General features: G+C 39.3%; 8 protein-coding genes and 1 tRNA gene. 7 read left to right on the plus strand and 2 right to left on the minus strand.

The features are described 5' to 3' along the window. Positions 1 to 142: 142 nt before the first annotated feature. From dnaE to QSV08_RS13870, 7 genes are all read left to right on the plus strand, one after another. Entirely contained in the window at positions 143 to 4,579 is a 4,437-nt protein-coding gene (gene dnaE, locus QSV08_RS13840) for a DNA polymerase III subunit alpha (RefSeq protein ID WP_324024048.1), read from the plus strand. 210 nt (positions 4,580 to 4,789) lie between these two features. Continuing rightward, complete coding sequence (gene trxA / locus QSV08_RS13845) at positions 4,790 to 5,107, plus strand: thioredoxin (RefSeq protein ID WP_024481982.1); 318 nt, start codon at positions 4,790 to 4,792, stop codon at positions 5,105 to 5,107. 128 nt (positions 5,108 to 5,235) lie between these two features. Beyond that, positions 5,236 to 6,165, plus strand: a complete 930-nt coding sequence (locus QSV08_RS13850) for a DUF58 domain-containing protein (protein ID WP_324024052.1) — start codon at positions 5,236 to 5,238, stop codon at positions 6,163 to 6,165. A 72-nt stretch (positions 6,166 to 6,237) separates the two neighbouring features. Further along, a tRNA-Asp gene (locus QSV08_RS13855) sits at positions 6,238 to 6,311 on the plus strand. A 56-nt stretch (positions 6,312 to 6,367) separates the two neighbouring features. After that, a complete protein-coding gene (locus QSV08_RS13860) occupies positions 6,368 to 6,631 on the plus strand; it encodes a GIY-YIG nuclease family protein (protein ID WP_324024054.1) in 264 nt (87 codons plus the stop codon). Positions 6,632 to 6,769: 138 nt separating this feature from the next. Further along, positions 6,770 to 7,033 carry a GIY-YIG nuclease family protein gene (locus QSV08_RS13865; RefSeq protein ID WP_324024056.1) on the plus strand — a complete coding sequence of 88 codons (264 nt, stop codon included), beginning with the start codon at positions 6,770 to 6,772 and terminating at the stop codon, positions 7,031 to 7,033. Between the two features lie 138 nt (positions 7,034 to 7,171). Continuing rightward, positions 7,172 to 7,372: a GIY-YIG nuclease family protein gene (locus QSV08_RS13870; RefSeq protein ID WP_324024058.1), complete on the plus strand. Its 201-nt coding sequence runs from the start codon at positions 7,172 to 7,174 to the stop codon at positions 7,370 to 7,372. 152 nt (positions 7,373 to 7,524) lie between these two features. Here QSV08_RS13870 and QSV08_RS13875 read toward each other — a convergent pair whose 3' ends face one another. Then, on the minus strand, positions 7,525 to 8,448 hold the full coding sequence (locus tag QSV08_RS13875) for a type IX secretion system membrane protein PorP/SprF (protein WP_324024060.1): 924 nt from the start codon (positions 8,446 to 8,448) through the stop codon (positions 7,525 to 7,527). Between the two features lie 15 nt (positions 8,449 to 8,463). After that, complete coding sequence (locus QSV08_RS13880) at positions 8,464 to 19,101, minus strand: gliding motility-associated C-terminal domain-containing protein (protein ID WP_324024062.1); 10,638 nt, start codon at positions 19,099 to 19,101, stop codon at positions 8,464 to 8,466. Positions 19,102 to 19,168 lie beyond the last annotated feature (67 nt).

The raw sequence follows: 19,168 nt of genomic DNA on the forward strand, positions 1-19,168 counted from the left end.
GTATACACTAATATATGCCTATAAATTCACCCGTTAATAACTCTTTGCAATTCTACTTTTTCAAACACCTCCTTTTTTGTAATTTTATATGCACTTTTTAGGTCAAGTAACTGACCGCTTTTTAACACACAGAAAATTCGCTATGTACCTCATCTTTGATACCGAAACCACCGGTCTTCCAAAAAAATGGAATGCCCCTATTACCGACACTGACAACTGGCCGCGTTGTATTCAGATAGCCTGGCAGTTGCATGACGAAATGGGAAAATGCATTGAGCATGAAGATTATCTGGTTCGCCCAGACGGATTCAACATTCCCTATGATGCTGAACAAATTCACGGCATCTCTACTGAGCTAGCAGAGCAAAAAGGTATTTCTCTATCTGAGGTGTTAGAGAAATTCAACATTGCCATGTCTAAAACAAAATTTGTGGTTGGGCAGAATGTAGGGTTCGATTTAAATATTATGGGTGCTGAATTTCACCGTTTAGGTGTTGAAAATCCGCTACAAGAATTACCCATTTTAGATACTTGTACAGAGCACACCGCAAAACTTTGTCAAATTCCTGGTGGTAGAGGTGGTAAATTCAAGCTACCTACATTAACAGAACTGCATCAATATTTATTTGGTGAGCCATTTGGCGAAGCGCATAATGCAACTGCCGATGTTGAAGCAACTACCCGTTGTTTTCTAGAGCTTATTCGTAAGCAACAGTATACAAAAGAACAGTTAGATGTTCAGCCAGATTATTTTAAGAATTTCTCTGAGGCGAATCCGAAAGAAATTGAACTTATCGGTCTTAAACATATTAACCTAAAAAAGGCATCGAAGAAAATAGCCGATGCACTTTGGGCCAAAGATACTGGCGGAGTTTCTCAAGAAGAAATAGAAGAGAATTTAGCGACATTAGAAAACGCAAATTTTTCACATTTACATAATCACACCCAGTTTTCCATCCTTCAATCAACTATAAGTGTACCTGCTTTAGTTGCTGCTGCCGCAAAAGCTAAAATGCCAGCAGTTGCCATGACGGATCATGCGAATATGATGGGTGCTTTCCATTTCGTAAACGGAGTACTAAACCATAACAAAGGTGTAGTATCTAGAAATGAAGCAAACCAAAAACTATTCGAAGCTACACAAAACGGCACTTTAGAAGAAGGGCAAGAACCTTTAACTGAACTACCGGAACCTGAACAAGAAATAACACCTATTATAGGTTGCGAATTTCAAGTCTGTGAAGATCACACCAACAAATCGCAAAAAGACAACGGGTATCAGATAGTAATGCTTGCCAAGACCAAACAAGGGTATTTGAACCTTGCAAAAATGTCTTCTATAGCATTCGTTTCGGGTAAGTATTATGTACCTCGTATCGATAAGAAAGTTATTGAGCAGTACAAAGAAGATGTCATGGTATTGACAGGTAACTTATATGGTGAGGTACCGAGCAAAGTATTGAACGTTGGTGAAAATCAAGCAGAAGAGGCGTTGATTTGGTGGAAAGAGACTTTTGGCGATGACTTATACATTGAGATCATGCGCCACGGTCAAGAAGATGAAGATCGTGTAAACCAAGTATTAATTCAGTTTGCAAAAAAGCACAATGTAAAACTAGTAGCCACCAACAACACTTATTACGCAGAGAAAGAAAATGCACATGCACATGATATCCTTTTATGTGTAAAAGATGGCGAAAAGCAAGCTACACCAATAGGTCGTGGTCGCGGCTATCGCTACGGACTACCGAACCAAGAATACTACTTTAAATCATCTGATGAGATGAAAGAGCTTTTTAAGGATATTCCTGAAGCTATCATCAATATTCAAGAAATTGTAGACAAAGTAGACACCTTTACATTAGCTCGTGATGTATTGTTACCTGCTTTCGATATTCCAGAAGAATTTCAGTTTAAAGAAGATAAACTAGATAACGGTAAACGTGGTGAGAATAAATTTCTACGTCATATCACCTATGAAGGCGCCAAGAAAAGATATGGCGAAATAACACCATCTATTGATGAGCGACTAGACTTTGAGCTTAAAGTAATTGAGAAAACTGGTTACCCAGGTTACTTCTTAATTGTGGAAGATTTTATTAGAGCAGCAAGAGCTATGGATGTTTCCGTAGGTCCCGGTCGTGGATCTGCTGCGGGATCTGCCGTTGCCTACTGTTTATGGATCACGAATTTAGACCCTATTAAGTACGACTTACTTTTTGAGCGTTTCTTAAATCCGGATCGTGTAAGTATGCCCGATATTGATATTGACTTTGATGATGAAGGGCGTGGTCGTGTAATGGACTATGTGATCAACAAATACGGTTCAAATCAAGTAGCACAGATTATCACTTATGGTACCATGGCTGCCAAGTCCGCCATTAGAGACACGGCTCGTGCTTTAGATTTGCCTTTGCAAGATTCCGATCGCATGGCGAAGTTGATACCCGATATGTCTAAGCTAAAAAAGATTATTGGGGTCGATGAAAAGATATTAAAATCAAAATTTAGGTCAGAAGATTTAGAAAAAATAAATGAGCTTTTAGCAATTTCTGAGGGCGATGGTCTCGAAGCAGAAACCTTAAACCAAGCTTATATTCTAGAAGGATCTGTACGTAATACCGGTATTCATGCCTGTGGGGTTATTATTACTCCCGATGATATTACCAAATTCGTACCCGTAGCACTTGCCAAAGATTCTGAGATGTACTGTACTCAGTTCGATAACTCGGTTGTGGAAGATGCAGGATTGTTGAAGATGGATTTCTTGGGATTAAAAACACTGACCTTAATTAAGGATACCGTTAAAATCGTGAAAGCGAAACACGGTGTTGAATTAGACCCAGAGAATTTTCCGCTAGATGATATAAAAACATACGAACTCTTCCAAAGAGGGGAAACAGTTGGGGTGTTCCAATATGAATCTCCCGGAATGCAGAAACACATGAGGGCGTTAAAACCCACCGTTTTTGCAGATTTAATTGCCATGAACGCCTTGTATCGTCCTGGTCCGATGGAATATATACCAAGTTTCATTGCCCGTAAACATGGTACCGAAGAAATTGTATATGACCTTGATGCTAACGAAGAATACCTAGCAGAAACTTATGGTATTACAGTATACCAAGAGCAAGTGATGCTGTTATCGCAAAAGTTGGCGGACTTTACAAAAGGTGAAGCCGATGTCTTGCGTAAGGCGATGGGTAAAAAACAAAAGCATGTATTAGATAAGATGAAGCCTAAGTTCATTGAACAAGCTTCAGCTAAAGGACATGCCGTTGATAAACTGGAGAAAATTTGGAAAGATTGGGAAGCATTCGCAGCCTACGCCTTTAACAAATCTCACTCTACCTGCTACGCTTGGATTGCATACCAAACCGCATATTGTAAAGCCCACTACCCTGCCGAATATATGGCTGCGGTATTGAGTAATAATATGAATGATATTAAACAGGTTACCTTCTTCATGGAAGAATGTAAGCGAATGGGCTTAGAGGTATTGGGACCAGATGTAAATGAATCGTATTACAAATTTGCCGTGAACGATGCTGGTGCTGTCCGTTTCGGAATGGGTGCCGTAAAAGGTGTTGGTCGTGGTGCTGTTGAAACCATAGTCGAAAACAGAAAAGAAGAAGGAGAATATAAATCGGTTTTTGATTTTGCGAAACGTATAGACCTTCGTGCCGCCAATAAAAAAGCATTTGAAAGTTTAGCAGTTGCCGGTGGCTTTGATTCTTTCGGTGATACGCATAGAGCACAGTATTTTCATAATGAAGGAGACGGAGTCACCTTTTTAGAGAAGACTATTAAGTATGGTGCTAAATTTCAAGAAAGCGAGAATTCTAGCCAGGTAAGTCTATTTGGCGATGCCAGCGAAGTACAAATACCAGAACCTGAGGTACCACCTTGTGAAGAATGGGGCACTATGGAAAAACTACGTCGCGAGAAAGAAGTAGTAGGTATTTACATTTCTGGTCACCCGTTAGATGATTTCAAAACCGAAGTAAAGGCATTTTGTAATGCCAATATAGCTTGTGTGCATGATTTACCTTCCTACGTAAACAGAGAACTTACGTTTGCCGCTGTAATTACAGATGTGCAGCATAGAGTTTCTAAAAACGGAAAAGGATGGGCAGCATTTACCATGGAAGATTATACGGACTCTTATGAATTCCGGATTTTTGGTGAGGAGTATTTAAAATTCAGACATTTCTTAATGATCAATTCCTTTGCCTACGTGAAATTATTTGTTCGTGACGGATGGATGAATAAGGATACCGGTAAAAAAGGAGACCCGAGAGTGCAGTTCAATAGCTTCATGCTATTACAAGAAGTTATGGAAACATATGCCAAAAAACTTACCATAAAATTGAACATTGCAAATCTAAAAGAAGAGAATGTGCGCACATTAAAAGACACCTTTACCAATCATAAAGGAGAGCACAATGTCAACTTTATCGTTTATGAAATGCAAGAAAAAATTAAGGTAACTTTAAATAGTAGAAAACAAAAAGTAAATATTTCGACCGAGTTATTACAACTTTTAGAAAAACAAGACGTTCACTTTAAACTGAATTAAAGCAGTTTACATCATTTATAACGAGTGAAAAAGTAGTTTTTGCATTAGACGGTAGTTAAGCTTAACTTTTATTTAGCGTTACAATGTAAGAAATGAACTATATAAATTGATAAATTAGCTTGATACCTGAATAGGCAAAACGAATTGTTAGCCTGTAAGGAAACAGAAGAATAATTGACTAAATTTGCATAATCAATAAAAGATATTAAGATGGCATTAGAAATAACAGATGCTACTTTTGACGAGGTAGTTTTAAAAAGCGATAAACCAGTAGTAGTAGATTTTTGGGCAGCATGGTGCGGTCCTTGTCGTATGGTAGGTCCTATCATCGACGAAGTTAGTACTGAATATGACGGCAAAGCTGTTGTTGGTAAAGTTGATGTTGATGCAAATCAAGAATTCGCAGCCAAGTACGGGGTACGTAATATACCTACTGTATTAGTTTTTAAAGGCGGTGAAATTGTAAGCAGACAAGTAGGTGTATCACCTAAGAAAGTTTATACAGATGCTATTGACGCAGCTTTGTAAAAGCCCCCTAACCCCCAAAGGGGGAATATAAAATTTAAAAAATCCTGCTTTTAGCAGGATTTTTTATTTGGGATAATTTTAATTCCTCGCATCCATAAAGTTTAACCGTCTTTAGTATCTTTAGAAGTGTGAATCTACAATCAGAATTAAATAAATCATCTTTATTCTCTAACCTAGAGCTTCTCGCTAACCAAGTGGTAGAAGGTTTTATTAGCGGAATACACAGGAGTCCGTTTCATGGGTTCTCTGCGGAGTTTGCCGAACACAAAATCTACAACAATGGCGAAAGCACCAAACATATAGACTGGAAGCTTTTTGCAAAGACGGATAAGCTCTATACGAAACGATATGAAGAAGAGACGAATTTAAGGTGTCACATGATCTTAGATAATTCTGCATCTATGTATTATCCGCAGGTAGATAATTTAAGCATCGATTCTTTAAACAAAATAGGATTTAGCGTCTTAGCAATTGCTGCGTTAATGAACGTGCTTAAAAGGCAGCGTGATGCCGTTGGGTTGAGTATTTATTCTGATAGTTATAATTATTACGCACCAGAAAAAGGAAGCGAGCGTCATTTTCAAATGTTATTAGCTCAATTAAGCGCGGTTGGTATGGCTAAAAATCCGCCAAAAGAGACAAATACTTATACCTATTTACATCAAATCGCAGAAAATATTAAGCGCAGAAGTCTCATTTTTCTATTTACAGATATGTTTCAAACCGAAAAAAATGATGATGAATTGTTCGAAGCGCTCCGTCATTTGAAATATAATAAGCATGATGTCGTACTTTTTCACCCGATGGATAAACAGCGTGAATTATTCTTCAATTTTGAAAATACACCGAAGAGATTTGTCGATGTAGAAACCGGCGAACATTTAGACTTATATGCAGACAATATTAAAGAAGCTTATAATGAACGTATTACCGCTTATTTATCTGACATAAAAATGAAATGCGCCCAGTATAAAATTAAATATGTGGACATCGATATACACCGAGATTTCTCAACGGTGCTCAATACTTTTCTCGTAGAAAGAAATAAATTTCTCTAGATTGAAAAAAAAGTAAAAAAAATGTTTGCGCAATACAAATAACTACATATATTTGCACTCGCTAAACGCCACGGTCTGGTAGTTCAGTTGGTTAGAATACCTGCCTGTCACGCAGGGGGTCGCGGGTTCGAGTCCCGTCCAGACCGCTAAAAGCTCTCAAGAAATTGAGAGCTTTTTTCGTTTATAAACTTTTTTCTGTTTTATGACTTATCACTACGTATACATTATTTATTCTACTTCGCACGATGTCTATTACAAAGGGTATTCTACAGATTATATACTGAGATTGGAACAACATAATCAAGGCAAAACAACATACACTAAAAACAAAGGACCATGGAAATTGGTATATGCAGAAAAACTAGCCTCTAAAAAAGAAGCTCTAATAAAAGAGAAAATGTTGAAAAGACAACATCGACAGTATCTACTTTGGCTTTTCAATCAAAACTCGAACCTTATAAAATAACATAGAATACCTGTCTCGGCTCAGCCGAGAGGGTCGCGGGTTCGAGTAACTGCCTGTATCGGCTCAGCCGAGAGCCAGACCGCTAAAAGCTCTCAAGAAATTGAGAGCTTTTTTCATTTATAGAGTTTTTCCTGTTTTATGACTTATCACTACGTATACATTATTTATTCTTCTTCACACGATGTCTATTACAAAGGATATTCTACAGATTATATACTAAGATTAGAACAACATAATCAAGGCAAAACAACATACACCAAAAACAAAGGACCATGGAAACTGGTCTATGCAGAAAAATTAGATTCAAAAAAAGAAGCGCTCATAAAAGAGAAAATGCTAAAAAGGCAACATCGGCAGTATTTACTTTGGCTTTTTAGTGAAAAAGCGAATTATATAAAATAGCTTAGAATACATGTCTCGGCTCAGCCGAGAGGGTCGCGGGTTCGAGTAACTGCCTGTCTCGGCTCAGCCGAGAGCCAGACCGCTAAAAGCTCTCAAGAAATTGAGAGCTTTTTTCGTTTATAGAGTTTTTCTTGTTTTATGATTAATCACTACGTATACATTATTTATTCTTCTTCACATGACGTCTATTACAAAGGGTATTCTACAGATTATATAATGCGACTGGAACAACATAATCAAGGCAAAACAACATACACCAAAAACAAAGGACCATGGAAACTGGTATATGCAGAAAAATTAGATTCAAAAAAAGAAGCTCTTATAAAAGAGAAATATTGAAAAAGACAAAATCGGCAGTATTTAATTTGGCTTTTTAGTCAAAAAACGAACTTTAAAAAATAGCTTAGAATACCTGTCTCGCCAAAGGCTAGACACTAAACACAAAAAGCTCTCAATTTCTTGAGAGCTTTTCTTAATTTACACTGTATAGTTTAAAAGAATCTTGGTGACTTAATTATTCTATTACTAGATTTCAGCATGAATCTTAAAAAGATTTCGTGCGTACCAGAATTATATGCCGTTAATTGGGTGGTAGAAAAATCATAGGCATAACCCATATTTAACTGTGGTGTAATTTGCAATCCAAAAAGTGCACTTACACTATCATCCCATCTATAGTTTACACCAAGGGTTAATTTTTCGTTCATTAAGAAGTTTGCCGATACATCTGCAGAAAGTGGTGCACCTACAACATGTTTTACAAAAAATGAAGGTTTGAACTTCAAAAAAGGATTTAAATCAAATACGTAACCACCTATTAAGAATATATGAATACGCTCTACAGACTCTGCTTCTTGTATTTCATCATAATGCGTGTTTGTTAAAATATTTGGCGTAGATAGCCCTATATAAGCATTTCTAGTGTAATAAAAAGCCCCTGCACCAATAGACGGTAACAGCTTTCCGTTTACATTTTCGTTTAAAAATACATCACCCTCATCTCTATACAATCCTTTACTCCAATCTATACTTAAAAATCGAACACCGGCTTTTAAACCGAAAGCAAGTTTATCTCCCTTTCTGTTTACAACTAGTTGATGAGCATAATTACCATCTATATAGGTTTCAGATGATGGTCCGATTTCATCCTGTACGATTGATAGTCCGACACCATCATATTTACCAATTGGGGAATCTATACCGAAGGTCAGTGTTTTTGGAGCACCTTCGACACCTACCCATTGATTTCGATATAATGAAATTATAGCTAGATTACCTCTAGACCCAGTATATGCCGAATTAACGGTCATTGTATTATAGTTATAATGGGTATACTGCGGATCCTGTTGAGCGAATCCTTCTGCAGTACCAATTAGAACTACTATTATTATCGTTATGTATAAGCTAAGCTTCATACCTATTTTAAAATTTTATCTTGTTATGTATAACCAACCTGTTTTTGGCTCTGAACCATCACCGAAATCGATTAGATAGAAATATGTACCTACAGGTAGTTTTTCTGATGCACTAACCGTTGCTCTACCCATAGAGGTGCCATCCCATGTATTATCATAGTTATCCATTTCAAATACTTGGTTACCCCATCTATTAAACACTTTTACATTGTTATTCGGGTAATTCTCAATACACTCTATAAAAAACACGTCATTAAAACCATCGTTATTCGGTGTAAACTTGTTGAAAACGGTAAAGCATTTTGCCTGAGTGACTAATGGTGTTGCTTCTGCCCTATCGTTATCTATATTAAGATCTACTTGATCCACATAAATTAACTCTGCTACATTGGTATAATCATCAACATCTGTTACGTTAACCGTCATTTCTAAAGATGCTGTTGCACCAATTGCTATACTAGGAATATCCCAAGTGGAAGTTGTTTCACTATAGTCACCATCGGTAGCTGTCGCAGCAATAAACTCATAACCTGACGGAAGCACATCTTCTACTCCGATATTGGTAGCTGCGTAAGTACTGTTATTCATAACAGTTACTGTAAATACCACTGTATCTTCAAAGAAAGTTTCTTCTTTATCTACGGACTTCATTATTTCTAGATCTACCGTTGGCGCATTTATCATATGGCTAACCTCATCATCTTCACTTTGATCTCCGTCATCATTATTAGGAGTTGAGTTCGGATCAAATTGATCAGATGAAATTACTTGTGCGATATTGGTATACTCATCTACAACATTGTTAGGTGTGTTTAAAGTCACCTCATAGCTCACCACTTGTATACCTACAGGCACGTTTGCAAAATTCCATGTAATCACATTTCCAGAAACGCTACCACCGTTATTTACTGTACCCAAAGTATAACCACTAGGTAAAGTATCTTCAATACTCACATTTGTAGCAATACCAGGTCCGTCATTTGTTAAGGTCAATTCAAAAGTCACCGTATCTCCAGAATTCGGAGCAGGATTAGATGCTGAACTTAATGCTTTATCCAAACTTAAATCTGCCGGAATTAAAACGATTTCAGCATTATCTTCATCATCTTCACTTTGATCACCATCATCATTATTCGGTGTAGAATCTGGATCTAACTGATCTACATTTACAATTTGAACCGTATTTAAATATTCATCTGCGGTATTTGTTGGTACATTAATAGAAGCTTCAAATGTTAATGTGGTAGTTGTACCGTTAGGAACATTCAACACTGTCCATAAAATTTCATTACCCGTTTGCACTCCGCCGTCATTTACATTTACCACTGTAAATCCGGAAGGTATCATATTAGATACCTCAACATTCGTGGCATCATCGGTTCCATTATTGACAACCTCAACAGTAAACGTTAACACATCACCTGGGTTACCTGTACCTGGTGTAACAGTATTTATAATTTCTAAATCTGTTGATTGTAATCTTAACTCCACATTATCCTCATCATCTTCACTTTGATCACCATCATCATTATTAGGAGTAGAATCATTATCAAACTGATCCACTGCAATAACCTGTACCGTATTTAAGTATTCATCAGTAGTATTTACAGGATTGTTTACATCAACATTAAAGGTCATTGTAGCGGTTGTTCCATTTGCAATCGTTAATCCGGACCAAGTAATATTGTTTCCGCTTTGCGTACCACCGTCGTTTATTCCTGTAACCGTAAAGCCTACCGGAACAACATTTTCTATACTGACATTGGTTACATCATCAGGACCATTATTAAGAACATCAACAATAATTATCAATGCATCACCAGGATTTGCACTTGGTTGTGAAATTGTATTTGTCACTTCTAAATCTGCCACCTGAGGCACAATAGATGCCGATGCTTCATCATCTTCACTTTGATCTCCGTCATCATTATTAGGTACAGAATCAGAATCGTAATTTGTTGCCGAAGTTACTTGTGCAATATTCAGATATTCGTTTGTCGCACCCGTAGGGGCATTCACTGTAACCGCTATTTCTACCGATACACTTGCACCGTTAGACAAACTAGGTAAAGTCCAGTTTCCAGTTGCAGAATCATAGATACCATTAGCAGCACTACCTGTATCGCCAACATAAGTATATCCTGCGGGAAGCAAATCGTTAATTACAGTTCCGCCCGTATCATCACTAGGTCCGTTGTTGGTCGCAGTTAAGGTAAACGTAACAGTATCGCCCACATTAGGATTTGTAACATCTACCGAATGCACTATTTCAATATCTGAAGTAGCATTCACAGTTATAGTTACACTATCAGTATTTTCACAAGTATTGCCATCTGTACCGATAACCGTGTATGTTGTAGTTACTAAAGGATAAACAGTATCTCCATCGGTAACACTATTATCCCAAACGTATGATGTAGCACCAGACCCGCTTAAGGTAACTGGTTCACCAGCATTTATAGTAGTAATCGATGCATTAGCTATTACATTTGGCAAAGCATTTATCGTTAAGCTAACAGGCGTTCTAGTAAAACTTGTACAAGAACTAGCATCATCTACTTTTTCAGCATAATAAGTTACTGAACCTACAGCATTTAAAATCGGACTAGCGACTACACTTCCGCCAGTTGCAGCATCGTACCAAACAATACTATAACCAGATGGCGCAGTTGCAGTTGCCGTAAGTGTTTGCATCGGACTCTGTTCACATTCCGTTTGGTCACCTCCGCTAATTGGTGCAGGCGGAGTTGCTTGAATGGTTAAGACCACTTCAGTTCTTGTACTACTTAAACAGTTGGTCACATTCTGCACACTTTCGGCAAAATAAGATACCATGCCTACCGTATTCAGAGATGGGTCAGCAACTATATTTCCTCCAGTTGCCGCATCATACCATACTATAGTTGCATCTGCGGGAGGTGTTGCCGTAGCGGTCAATGTCTGAATAGGATTTTCTTCACATTCCGTTTGATTGCCACCACTTATTGGCGCATCAACTACAGGGCAAGCACAATCAGGTGCCGTAACCGACATAGTTTGTGTACATGTATTTGGTGCCGTAACGGTCAATGTTATATTATTTCCTGATGTAATATCTGATATCGTCCAATTATTTCCGCCGTTGTCAACTACAGTACCTTCGCTAGAAGTTACTGTACCTTCGCTAACATCTACAGAAACTGAATAGGTCAATAAATCTGGAGCACATGTCGCTGCCGTAGCGATTGTAATATCCGGAGTATCTTGAATCGTCAAGTTTACCTGTGTTCTTGCAAGACTTGTACAAGAGCTTGTATTATTTTCACTTTCCGCATAGTAGGTTGCCGAACCTACAGTATTTAAAATCGGACTAGCAACTACATTTCCTCCCGTAGCGGCATCGTACCAAACTACGCTTGAACCTGCAGGAGCAGATGCTGTTGCCGTTAAAGTTTGGATTGGAGAAGTTTCACATTCCGTTATATCTCCTCCACTAACTGGAGCAGTCGGTGCTGCCTCAATAGTTAAGGAAACTGCTGTTCTAGACAAACTAGTACAAGATGTTGTAGTATTTTCACTTTGTGCAAAATAGATGGTTGTACCCACTGTATTAAGCGTAGGACTTGCAACAATATTCCCGCCAGTTGCAGCATCATACCAAACTACATTTGAACCTGCAATAGCAGTCGCTGTTGCAGTCAATGTCTGAATAGGATTTTGCTCACATGCTACCTGATCACCGCCACTAGTTGGAGCTGTTGGAGCAGCTTCAATAGTTAAAACAACTGCCGTTCTAGTACTACTTAAACAATTCGTTACATTATCACGACTTTCGGCGTAATAAGTTGCTGTACCTGTTGTATTTAAAGATGGATCGGCTACTATACTTCCGCCAGTTGAAGCATCATACCATACTACCGTAGCACCCGCTGGTGGTGTCGCCGTAGCGGTCAATGTCTGAATCGGATTCTCTTCACATTCCGTTTGATTTCCTCCACTTGTAGGAGCATCGACTACAGGACAGGCACAGTCTGGAGCAGTAATATCTAAAGTTTGTGTACATGTGTTTGGTGCCGTAACCGTCAATGTGATATCGGTACCCGAAGTAATATTTGATATCGTCCAGTTATTTCCACCGTTATCAGTAACCGTACCTTCAGTCGAAGTCACCGTACCTTCGCTAACATCTACAGAAACTGAATAAGTCAATAGATCTGCTGCACAAGTTGCTGCAGTGGCGATTGTAATATCAGGAGTATCTTGAATGGTCAAGCTTACCGCTGTTCTTGTAAAACTTGTACAAGAGCTTGTGTTATCTTCACTTTCCGCATAATAAGTTACCGAACCAACAGTATTTAAAATCGGACTAGCGACTACATTCCCGCCGGTAGCGGCATCATACCATACAACGCTTGAACCTACCGAGGATGTTGCCGTAGCAGTTAATGTCTGTACTGGTGATGTTTCACATTCCGTTATATCTCCTCCACTAATCGGAGCAGTAGGTGTCGCATTTATAGTCAACATTACTGCCGTTCTAGTTCCGCTTACACAGTTTGTTACATTATCACGACTTTCAGCATAATATGTTGCTGTACCTGTTGTATTTAAAGAAGGGTCGGCCACTACATTTCCGCCAGTTACAGCATCATACCATACTACAGTAGCGCCCGCTGGTGGTGTTGCTGTAGCTGTTAATGTCTGAATCGGATTTTCTTCACATTCCGTTATATCTCCTCCGCTTATTGGAGCATCAACTACAGGGCAAGCACAATCAGGTGCTGTAACTGCCATAGTTTGCGTACATGTATTTGGTGCCGTAACCGTCAATGTAATATCGTTCCCTGAAGTAATATTTGAAATCGTCCAATTATTTCCACCATTATCTGTAACCGTACCTTCTGTTGAAGTTACCGTGCCTTCACTTACATCTACAGAAACTGAATAAGTCAATAGATCTGCTGCACAAGTTGCTGCAGTGGCGATTGTAATATCAGGAGTATCTTGAATAGTCAAGCTTACCGGTGTTCTTGTAAAACTTGGACAAGCACTGGTATTATCTTCACTTTCCGCATAATAAGTTACCGAACCAACAGTATTTAAAATCGGACTAGCAACTACACTTCCGCCAGTTGCGGCATCAAACCAAACTACACTTGAACCTGCCGGAGCAGTTGCTGTAGCAGTCAAGCTTTGTATCGGTGATGTTTCACATTCTGTTATATCTCCTCCACTTACAGGAGCAGTCGGTGTAGCATTTATAGTCAACATCACTGCGGTTCTTGTTCCGCTAACACAATTCGTTACATTATCACGGCTTTCAGCATAATATGTAACCGTATTTACAGCATTTAGTGTCGGACTAGCAACGATATTTCCGCCAGTAGCGGCATCGTACCATACTACCGTAGCACCAGTTGGAGGTGTTGCCATTGCTGTTAATGTCTGAATCGGATTTTCTTCACATTCCGTTTGATCACCTCCACTTACCGGAGCATCAACTACCGGACAAGCACAATCAGGAGCCGTAATATCTAAAGTTTGTGCACAAGTATTCGGTGCCGTAACCGTCAATGTAATATCGTTCCCAGAAGTAATATTTGATATCGTCCAGTTATTTCCACCGTTATCAGTAACCGTACCTTCTGTCGAGGTAACCGTGCCCTCACTAACATCTACAGAAACTGAATAGGTCAATAGATCTACCGAACAAGTTGCTGCAGTTGCGATTGTAATATCAGGAGTATCTTGAATAGTCAAATGTACCGGTGTTCTTGTAAAACTTGTACAAGAGCTTGTGTTATCTTCACTTTCCGCATAATAGGTTACCGAACCAACAGTATCTAAAATCGGACTAGCTATTACGTTTCCGCCAGCAGCAGCATCGTACCAAACTAAATTTGAACCTGCAGAGGCAGTTGCTGTAGCGATCAAAGTCTGAATAGGTGATGATTCACATTCCGTTATATCTCCTCCACTAATTGGAGCGGTTGGTGTAGCATTTATAGTCAAAACAACTTCCGCTCTTGTTCCGCTTACACAGTTTGTTACATTATCACGACTTTCAGCATAATATGTAACTGAATTTACAGCATTTAGTGTCGGGCTAGCAACAACATTTCCGCCAGTTGCGGCATCATACCAAACTACAGTTGCACCTGTTGGTGGTGTTGCCGTAGCTGTTAATGTCTGAATCGAATTTTCTTCACATTCCGTTTGATTTCCTCCACTTACTGGAGCATCGACTACCGGACAAGCACAATCAGGAGCAGTAATATCTAAAGTTTGTACACATGTATTTGGTGCCGTCACCGTCAATGTAATATCGGTACCAGAAGTAATATTTGAAATCGTCCAATTATTTCCACCATTATCTGTAACCGTACCTTCTGTGGAAGTTACCGTGCCTTCGCTAACATCTACTGAAACTGAATAGGTCAATAGATCCGCTGCACAAGTTGCAGCTGTTGCTATTGTAATATCCGGAGTATCTTGAATGGTCAAGTGTACCGGTGTTCTATTTTCGCTCACACATGAAGTGGTCGAATTTTCACTCTCGGCATAATAAGTAACACTTCCTACGGTATTCCACGTCGGACTTGCAACCACACTTCCGCCAGTAGCAGCATCGTACCAAACTACATTTGAACCTGCAGGGGCAGTTGCCATAGCGGTTAAAGTCTGAATTGGCGATGTTTTACATTGCGTTATATCTCCTCCACTAATTGGAGCAGTCGGGATAGGATTAATAGTTAAACTTACCGCAGTACGTGAATGGCTTACACAACTTGTTGCATCATCTTGACTTTCGGCATAAAATATTTCAGTTCCTATAGTACTCCATTCCGGATTCGCAACAACGTTACCACCAGTTGCCGCATCGTACCATACAATTGAAGTTCCAGCCGCACAGGTTGCTGTTGCTGTTAAAGTTTGCGTTGGTGAAGCTTCACATTCTGTTTGATCTCCACCACTTATTGGAGCAGTAGGAGCTACTTGTATTGTAAGGTTAACAGCTGTTCTTGTTGTACTTGTACATGCATTTACATCGTCAACACTTTCTGCGTAATACGTAATTGAACCAACGGTGTTCCATGTAGGACTTGCAACCATATTTCCACCCGAAGCAGCATCATACCACACAACACTTGCACCCGCAGGTGGTGTTGCCATAGCAGTTAATGTCTGTATAGGGTCTTGCTCACATTCCGTTTGATCACCACCACTAGTTGGTGCGTTTACTGTTGGGCAGGCACAATTTGGTGCATTTATACTGATAGTTTCCGAGCAAGTATTTGCATCGGTTACTGTAACAGTAATATTATTTCCAGAAGTTACTCCCGATATTGTCCAGTTATTCCCTCCATTATCAGTTACCGTTCCTTCCGTAGAAGTCACCGTACCTCTATTGACATCAACAGAAACCGAATAGGTCGTTAAATCTGCAGAACAGGTTTGCGAACTTGGGGTAATTGCAATCGTCGGAGTTGAATTCATGGTTAATACCACTGCTGTTCTTGTCTCACTTATACAACCACTACTCGTAGTTCTACTTTCCGCATAATAAGTTACCGTACCCACTGCATTTAAAGTAGGGCTACCAACTATACTCCCGCCAGTTGCCGCCGTATACCAATCAACAGTTAAACCTGCCGGTGCCGTTGCCGTAGCGGTCATGGTTTGTGTTGGATTACCTTCACATTCTATTTGATCACCTCCACTAATTGGAGCATCAGGTATCGCATCAATGGTTAATGTTACTGGGGTTCTTGAAAGCGAAATACAAGCTGAAGTATTGTTTTGACTTTCTGCATAATAGGTTACTGAACCAACAGCACTCCATTCCGGACTAGCAACTACATTTCCACCATTAGCGGCATCATACCAAGTCATTGTAAAACCTGAAGGTACCGAAGCCGTTGCAGTCAATGTTTGAATAGGATTTTGTTCACATTCCGTGATATCCCCTCCACTAGTTGGTGCAGCTGGTGCTGGTTGAATGGTTAGCGAAACTGCTGTTCTCGTTACACTAGGACAGCTAGTTACATCATCTTGACTTTCGGCATAATAAATTTCTGTTCCGACACTACTCCATTCTGGATTAGCAACTACATTTCCGCCAGAGGCAGCATCGTACCATACTAAAGTAGAACCAGAAGGCACCGTTGCCGTTGCCGTCAGTGTTTGTATCGGATCTTGCTCACATTCTGTAATATCGCCGCCACTAGTTGGTGCTACAGGTGCAGGTTGTATAGTTAAGATCACCGCAGTTCTACCCACACTTGGACATCCGTTTACGGTATCATTACTTTCTGCATAATAAGTTACTGTTCCAACAGCATGCAATGTCGGACTCGCCACTACATTTCCTCCTGTAAGGGCATCGTACCAAATAATACTCGCTCCTGATGGTGGTGTTGCCGTGGCAGTTAAAGTCTGTATAGGATCTTGCTCACATTCCGTAATGTCGCCGCCACTTGTTGGTACAGGTGGTGCTGTATTCACTGTCAAAATAGCTTCGTCTGAAGTAGCATCAGAACAACTTGCTGCCGGACTGCTAGCTATTGCACGATATCTGTTACCGCTCATTGCAAGAGTTACATTTGCTACCGTAAGTGTATTTGTCGTTACTCCGCTATGTGGAGCCGTATTCGTTAAATCATTCCAATTAGTGCCATCAAAAAGTTGCCATTGAATTACACCAGAACCAGAAGCCGCTACATCAAACGTAACCGAACCTCCTTCACAAACAGCCTCATTTGTAGGTTGCGTGGTTACAACAGGTGCATCATAAACATTTACAAGTAATCTGGTTCTACCACCTTCACAATTAGCCGTTCCATTAACCGTTGATTGCGTTACCCAGAAAGATTGTTGCCCTACAGTTGAAGTATCTGGAATAGTAGTACCTGCGATTTCGTTTCCACCAGTTGCAGCATCATACCATCTTAAATTTGTACCCGTAGCATGAGAATTCAACTCACCAGCCTTATCACCAATACAGTAGTCAACAGGAGAATTCACTACAGGAGCCGTTGGTATGGCATAAACAATAACATCTATTTGTGTACGGTCACTTTCGCAAGAAGTAGAATCATCTGTTTGACTTACATAATAAGATGTTGTGCCAGCAGCAGCTGTACTCGGTGTAGGTTCCGTTGCAGCAGCAGTACCACCCGTTGCAACCGTATACCAGTTTAAAGTATGATTAGATAATGCTGTAGCTGTAAGAGCTGTCGCCGTTTCACCAACACAATATTCTATTGGACCATCAGCCACCGGAGTAGGTGGTTTAGGTATCTGATATAAATCTATTGACAAAAAGTTTTCACTTGTACACCCATTGGCATTTTGTGAATACACTAGATAATTTCTATAAAATTCACCTGTAGCAGGTGCCGTATATGTAGTAACACCTGTGGCTACCAAAGTACCATATTCATCGTACCAGTTAGCCGTTTCTCCACCTGCAACATCAACAGATACCGACATTTCAGGAGGTGTATCTCCTTCACAATACATATATTCAGTTGTACCTGAAGGCGGGTTAACATCATTCTCTACAGTGATATTAAAAGATCTTTCCACGAAATTTCCAGAAGCATCCCTAACCGTATAACGTATCGTAGTAGTACCAATATCAAATTGATCACCACTATCAAGTCCCGTACCATCAGTTCTAAAAATTACATAATCCGCAATTTCACAACTGGTATCGTTAATGTTGGTCACAATAGTTCCAGGGATAAGCAAATCATCTAAATAAGCCTCCATTCCTGAGTTAAATAAAGAAGTAGAAGAATATCGAATCTTAATTTGATAATTACCTACTAGATTAAACGGGATGATTTCTTGTTGTACACCTGTTGTGGTATATGTTTTCGAAAAGTAGCTAGAAGTGATTGTAGTTCCATTTTCATCTAAAACGTCCAAATGAATAGAAGGAGAATTGTTAGTACTTGATATACTATGCGAAAAAGTAATTTCTCCAAATCCGTTAAAGTAAAAAACAGGGGTAGTCATTGAACTAGCAAAAAAAGTACCGCTAGAAATACCTGTAGAAACTAAATTTCTTGATCCGTTTATTACACCGCCACCTTCAATTGAAGAACGAGTAAAAGTGTAACATTGGTTAATGGCGTTTTCAAAATCTTGTAGTACCGGAGCTTCACCTTCACCAGCCGGACAGTTATCTGAAGCCGTAGGCTCTGCCCAAGTATGAGCAGCTGTACACGTATTTGGATCAGCAGTTAAGGTTACATCACTTGGAAAAGTTTCAAAAACAGGATCTTGATCATCTTCAACAATAACATTAAAAGTACATACCGTAACATTACCGGTAGCATCCTCTGCTCTATAAATAACGGCTGTTGTACCAGGTAGAAAAGAATCACCCGGACTATAATTACTAGTAACACTTACTGCATCTGCAGAAGCAGTTGGGGGTGTCCAAGTTACAACGGCACCACATTCATCTACAGTATATGAGACGATCACATCTGAAGGAGGGCAATTTGAAAAAGTAGGAGGTACATCTAAAGCATCATCATAGGTTTCATCTAAAACCGTATGCGTTAAAATGCTATTAATATATATATCATTAGCAGTTGAAAAGCTAGTCAAGCCCATCAACAGGAATAATGAAAAAAGTAGTTTAGTAAGTTTGGACATCATTGAGTTATACTTTGCTCTAATGATTTCATTTATTCTTAAATACTTAAAAAGCTTTCGTAAATAAGTT

Origin of the sequence: Maribacter sp. BPC-D8, from assembly GCF_035207705.1 — a bacterium.
In the GTDB taxonomy this organism is placed as follows: Bacteria; Bacteroidota; Bacteroidia; order Flavobacteriales; family Flavobacteriaceae; genus Maribacter.

Excerpts from the sequence above, each read along its gene's own strand:
- QSV08_RS13875 (WP_324024060.1), bottom strand. The coding sequence starts at position 8,448 with ATGAAGCTTAGCTTATACATAACGATAATAATAGTAGTTCTAATTGGT.
- QSV08_RS13865 (WP_324024056.1), top strand. The coding sequence starts at position 6,770 with ATGACTTATCACTACGTATACATTATTTATTCTTCTTCACACGATGTC.
- QSV08_RS13860 (WP_324024054.1), top strand. The coding sequence starts at position 6,368 with ATGACTTATCACTACGTATACATTATTTATTCTACTTCGCACGATGTC.
- trxA (WP_024481982.1), top strand. The coding sequence starts at position 4,790 with ATGGCATTAGAAATAACAGATGCTACTTTTGACGAGGTAGTTTTAAAA.
- QSV08_RS13870 (WP_324024058.1), top strand. The coding sequence starts at position 7,172 with ATGATTAATCACTACGTATACATTATTTATTCTTCTTCACATGACGTC.
- dnaE (WP_324024048.1), top strand. The coding sequence starts at position 143 with ATGTACCTCATCTTTGATACCGAAACCACCGGTCTTCCAAAAAAATGG.
- QSV08_RS13880 (WP_324024062.1), bottom strand. The coding sequence starts at position 19,101 with ATGATGTCCAAACTTACTAAACTACTTTTTTCATTATTCCTGTTGATG.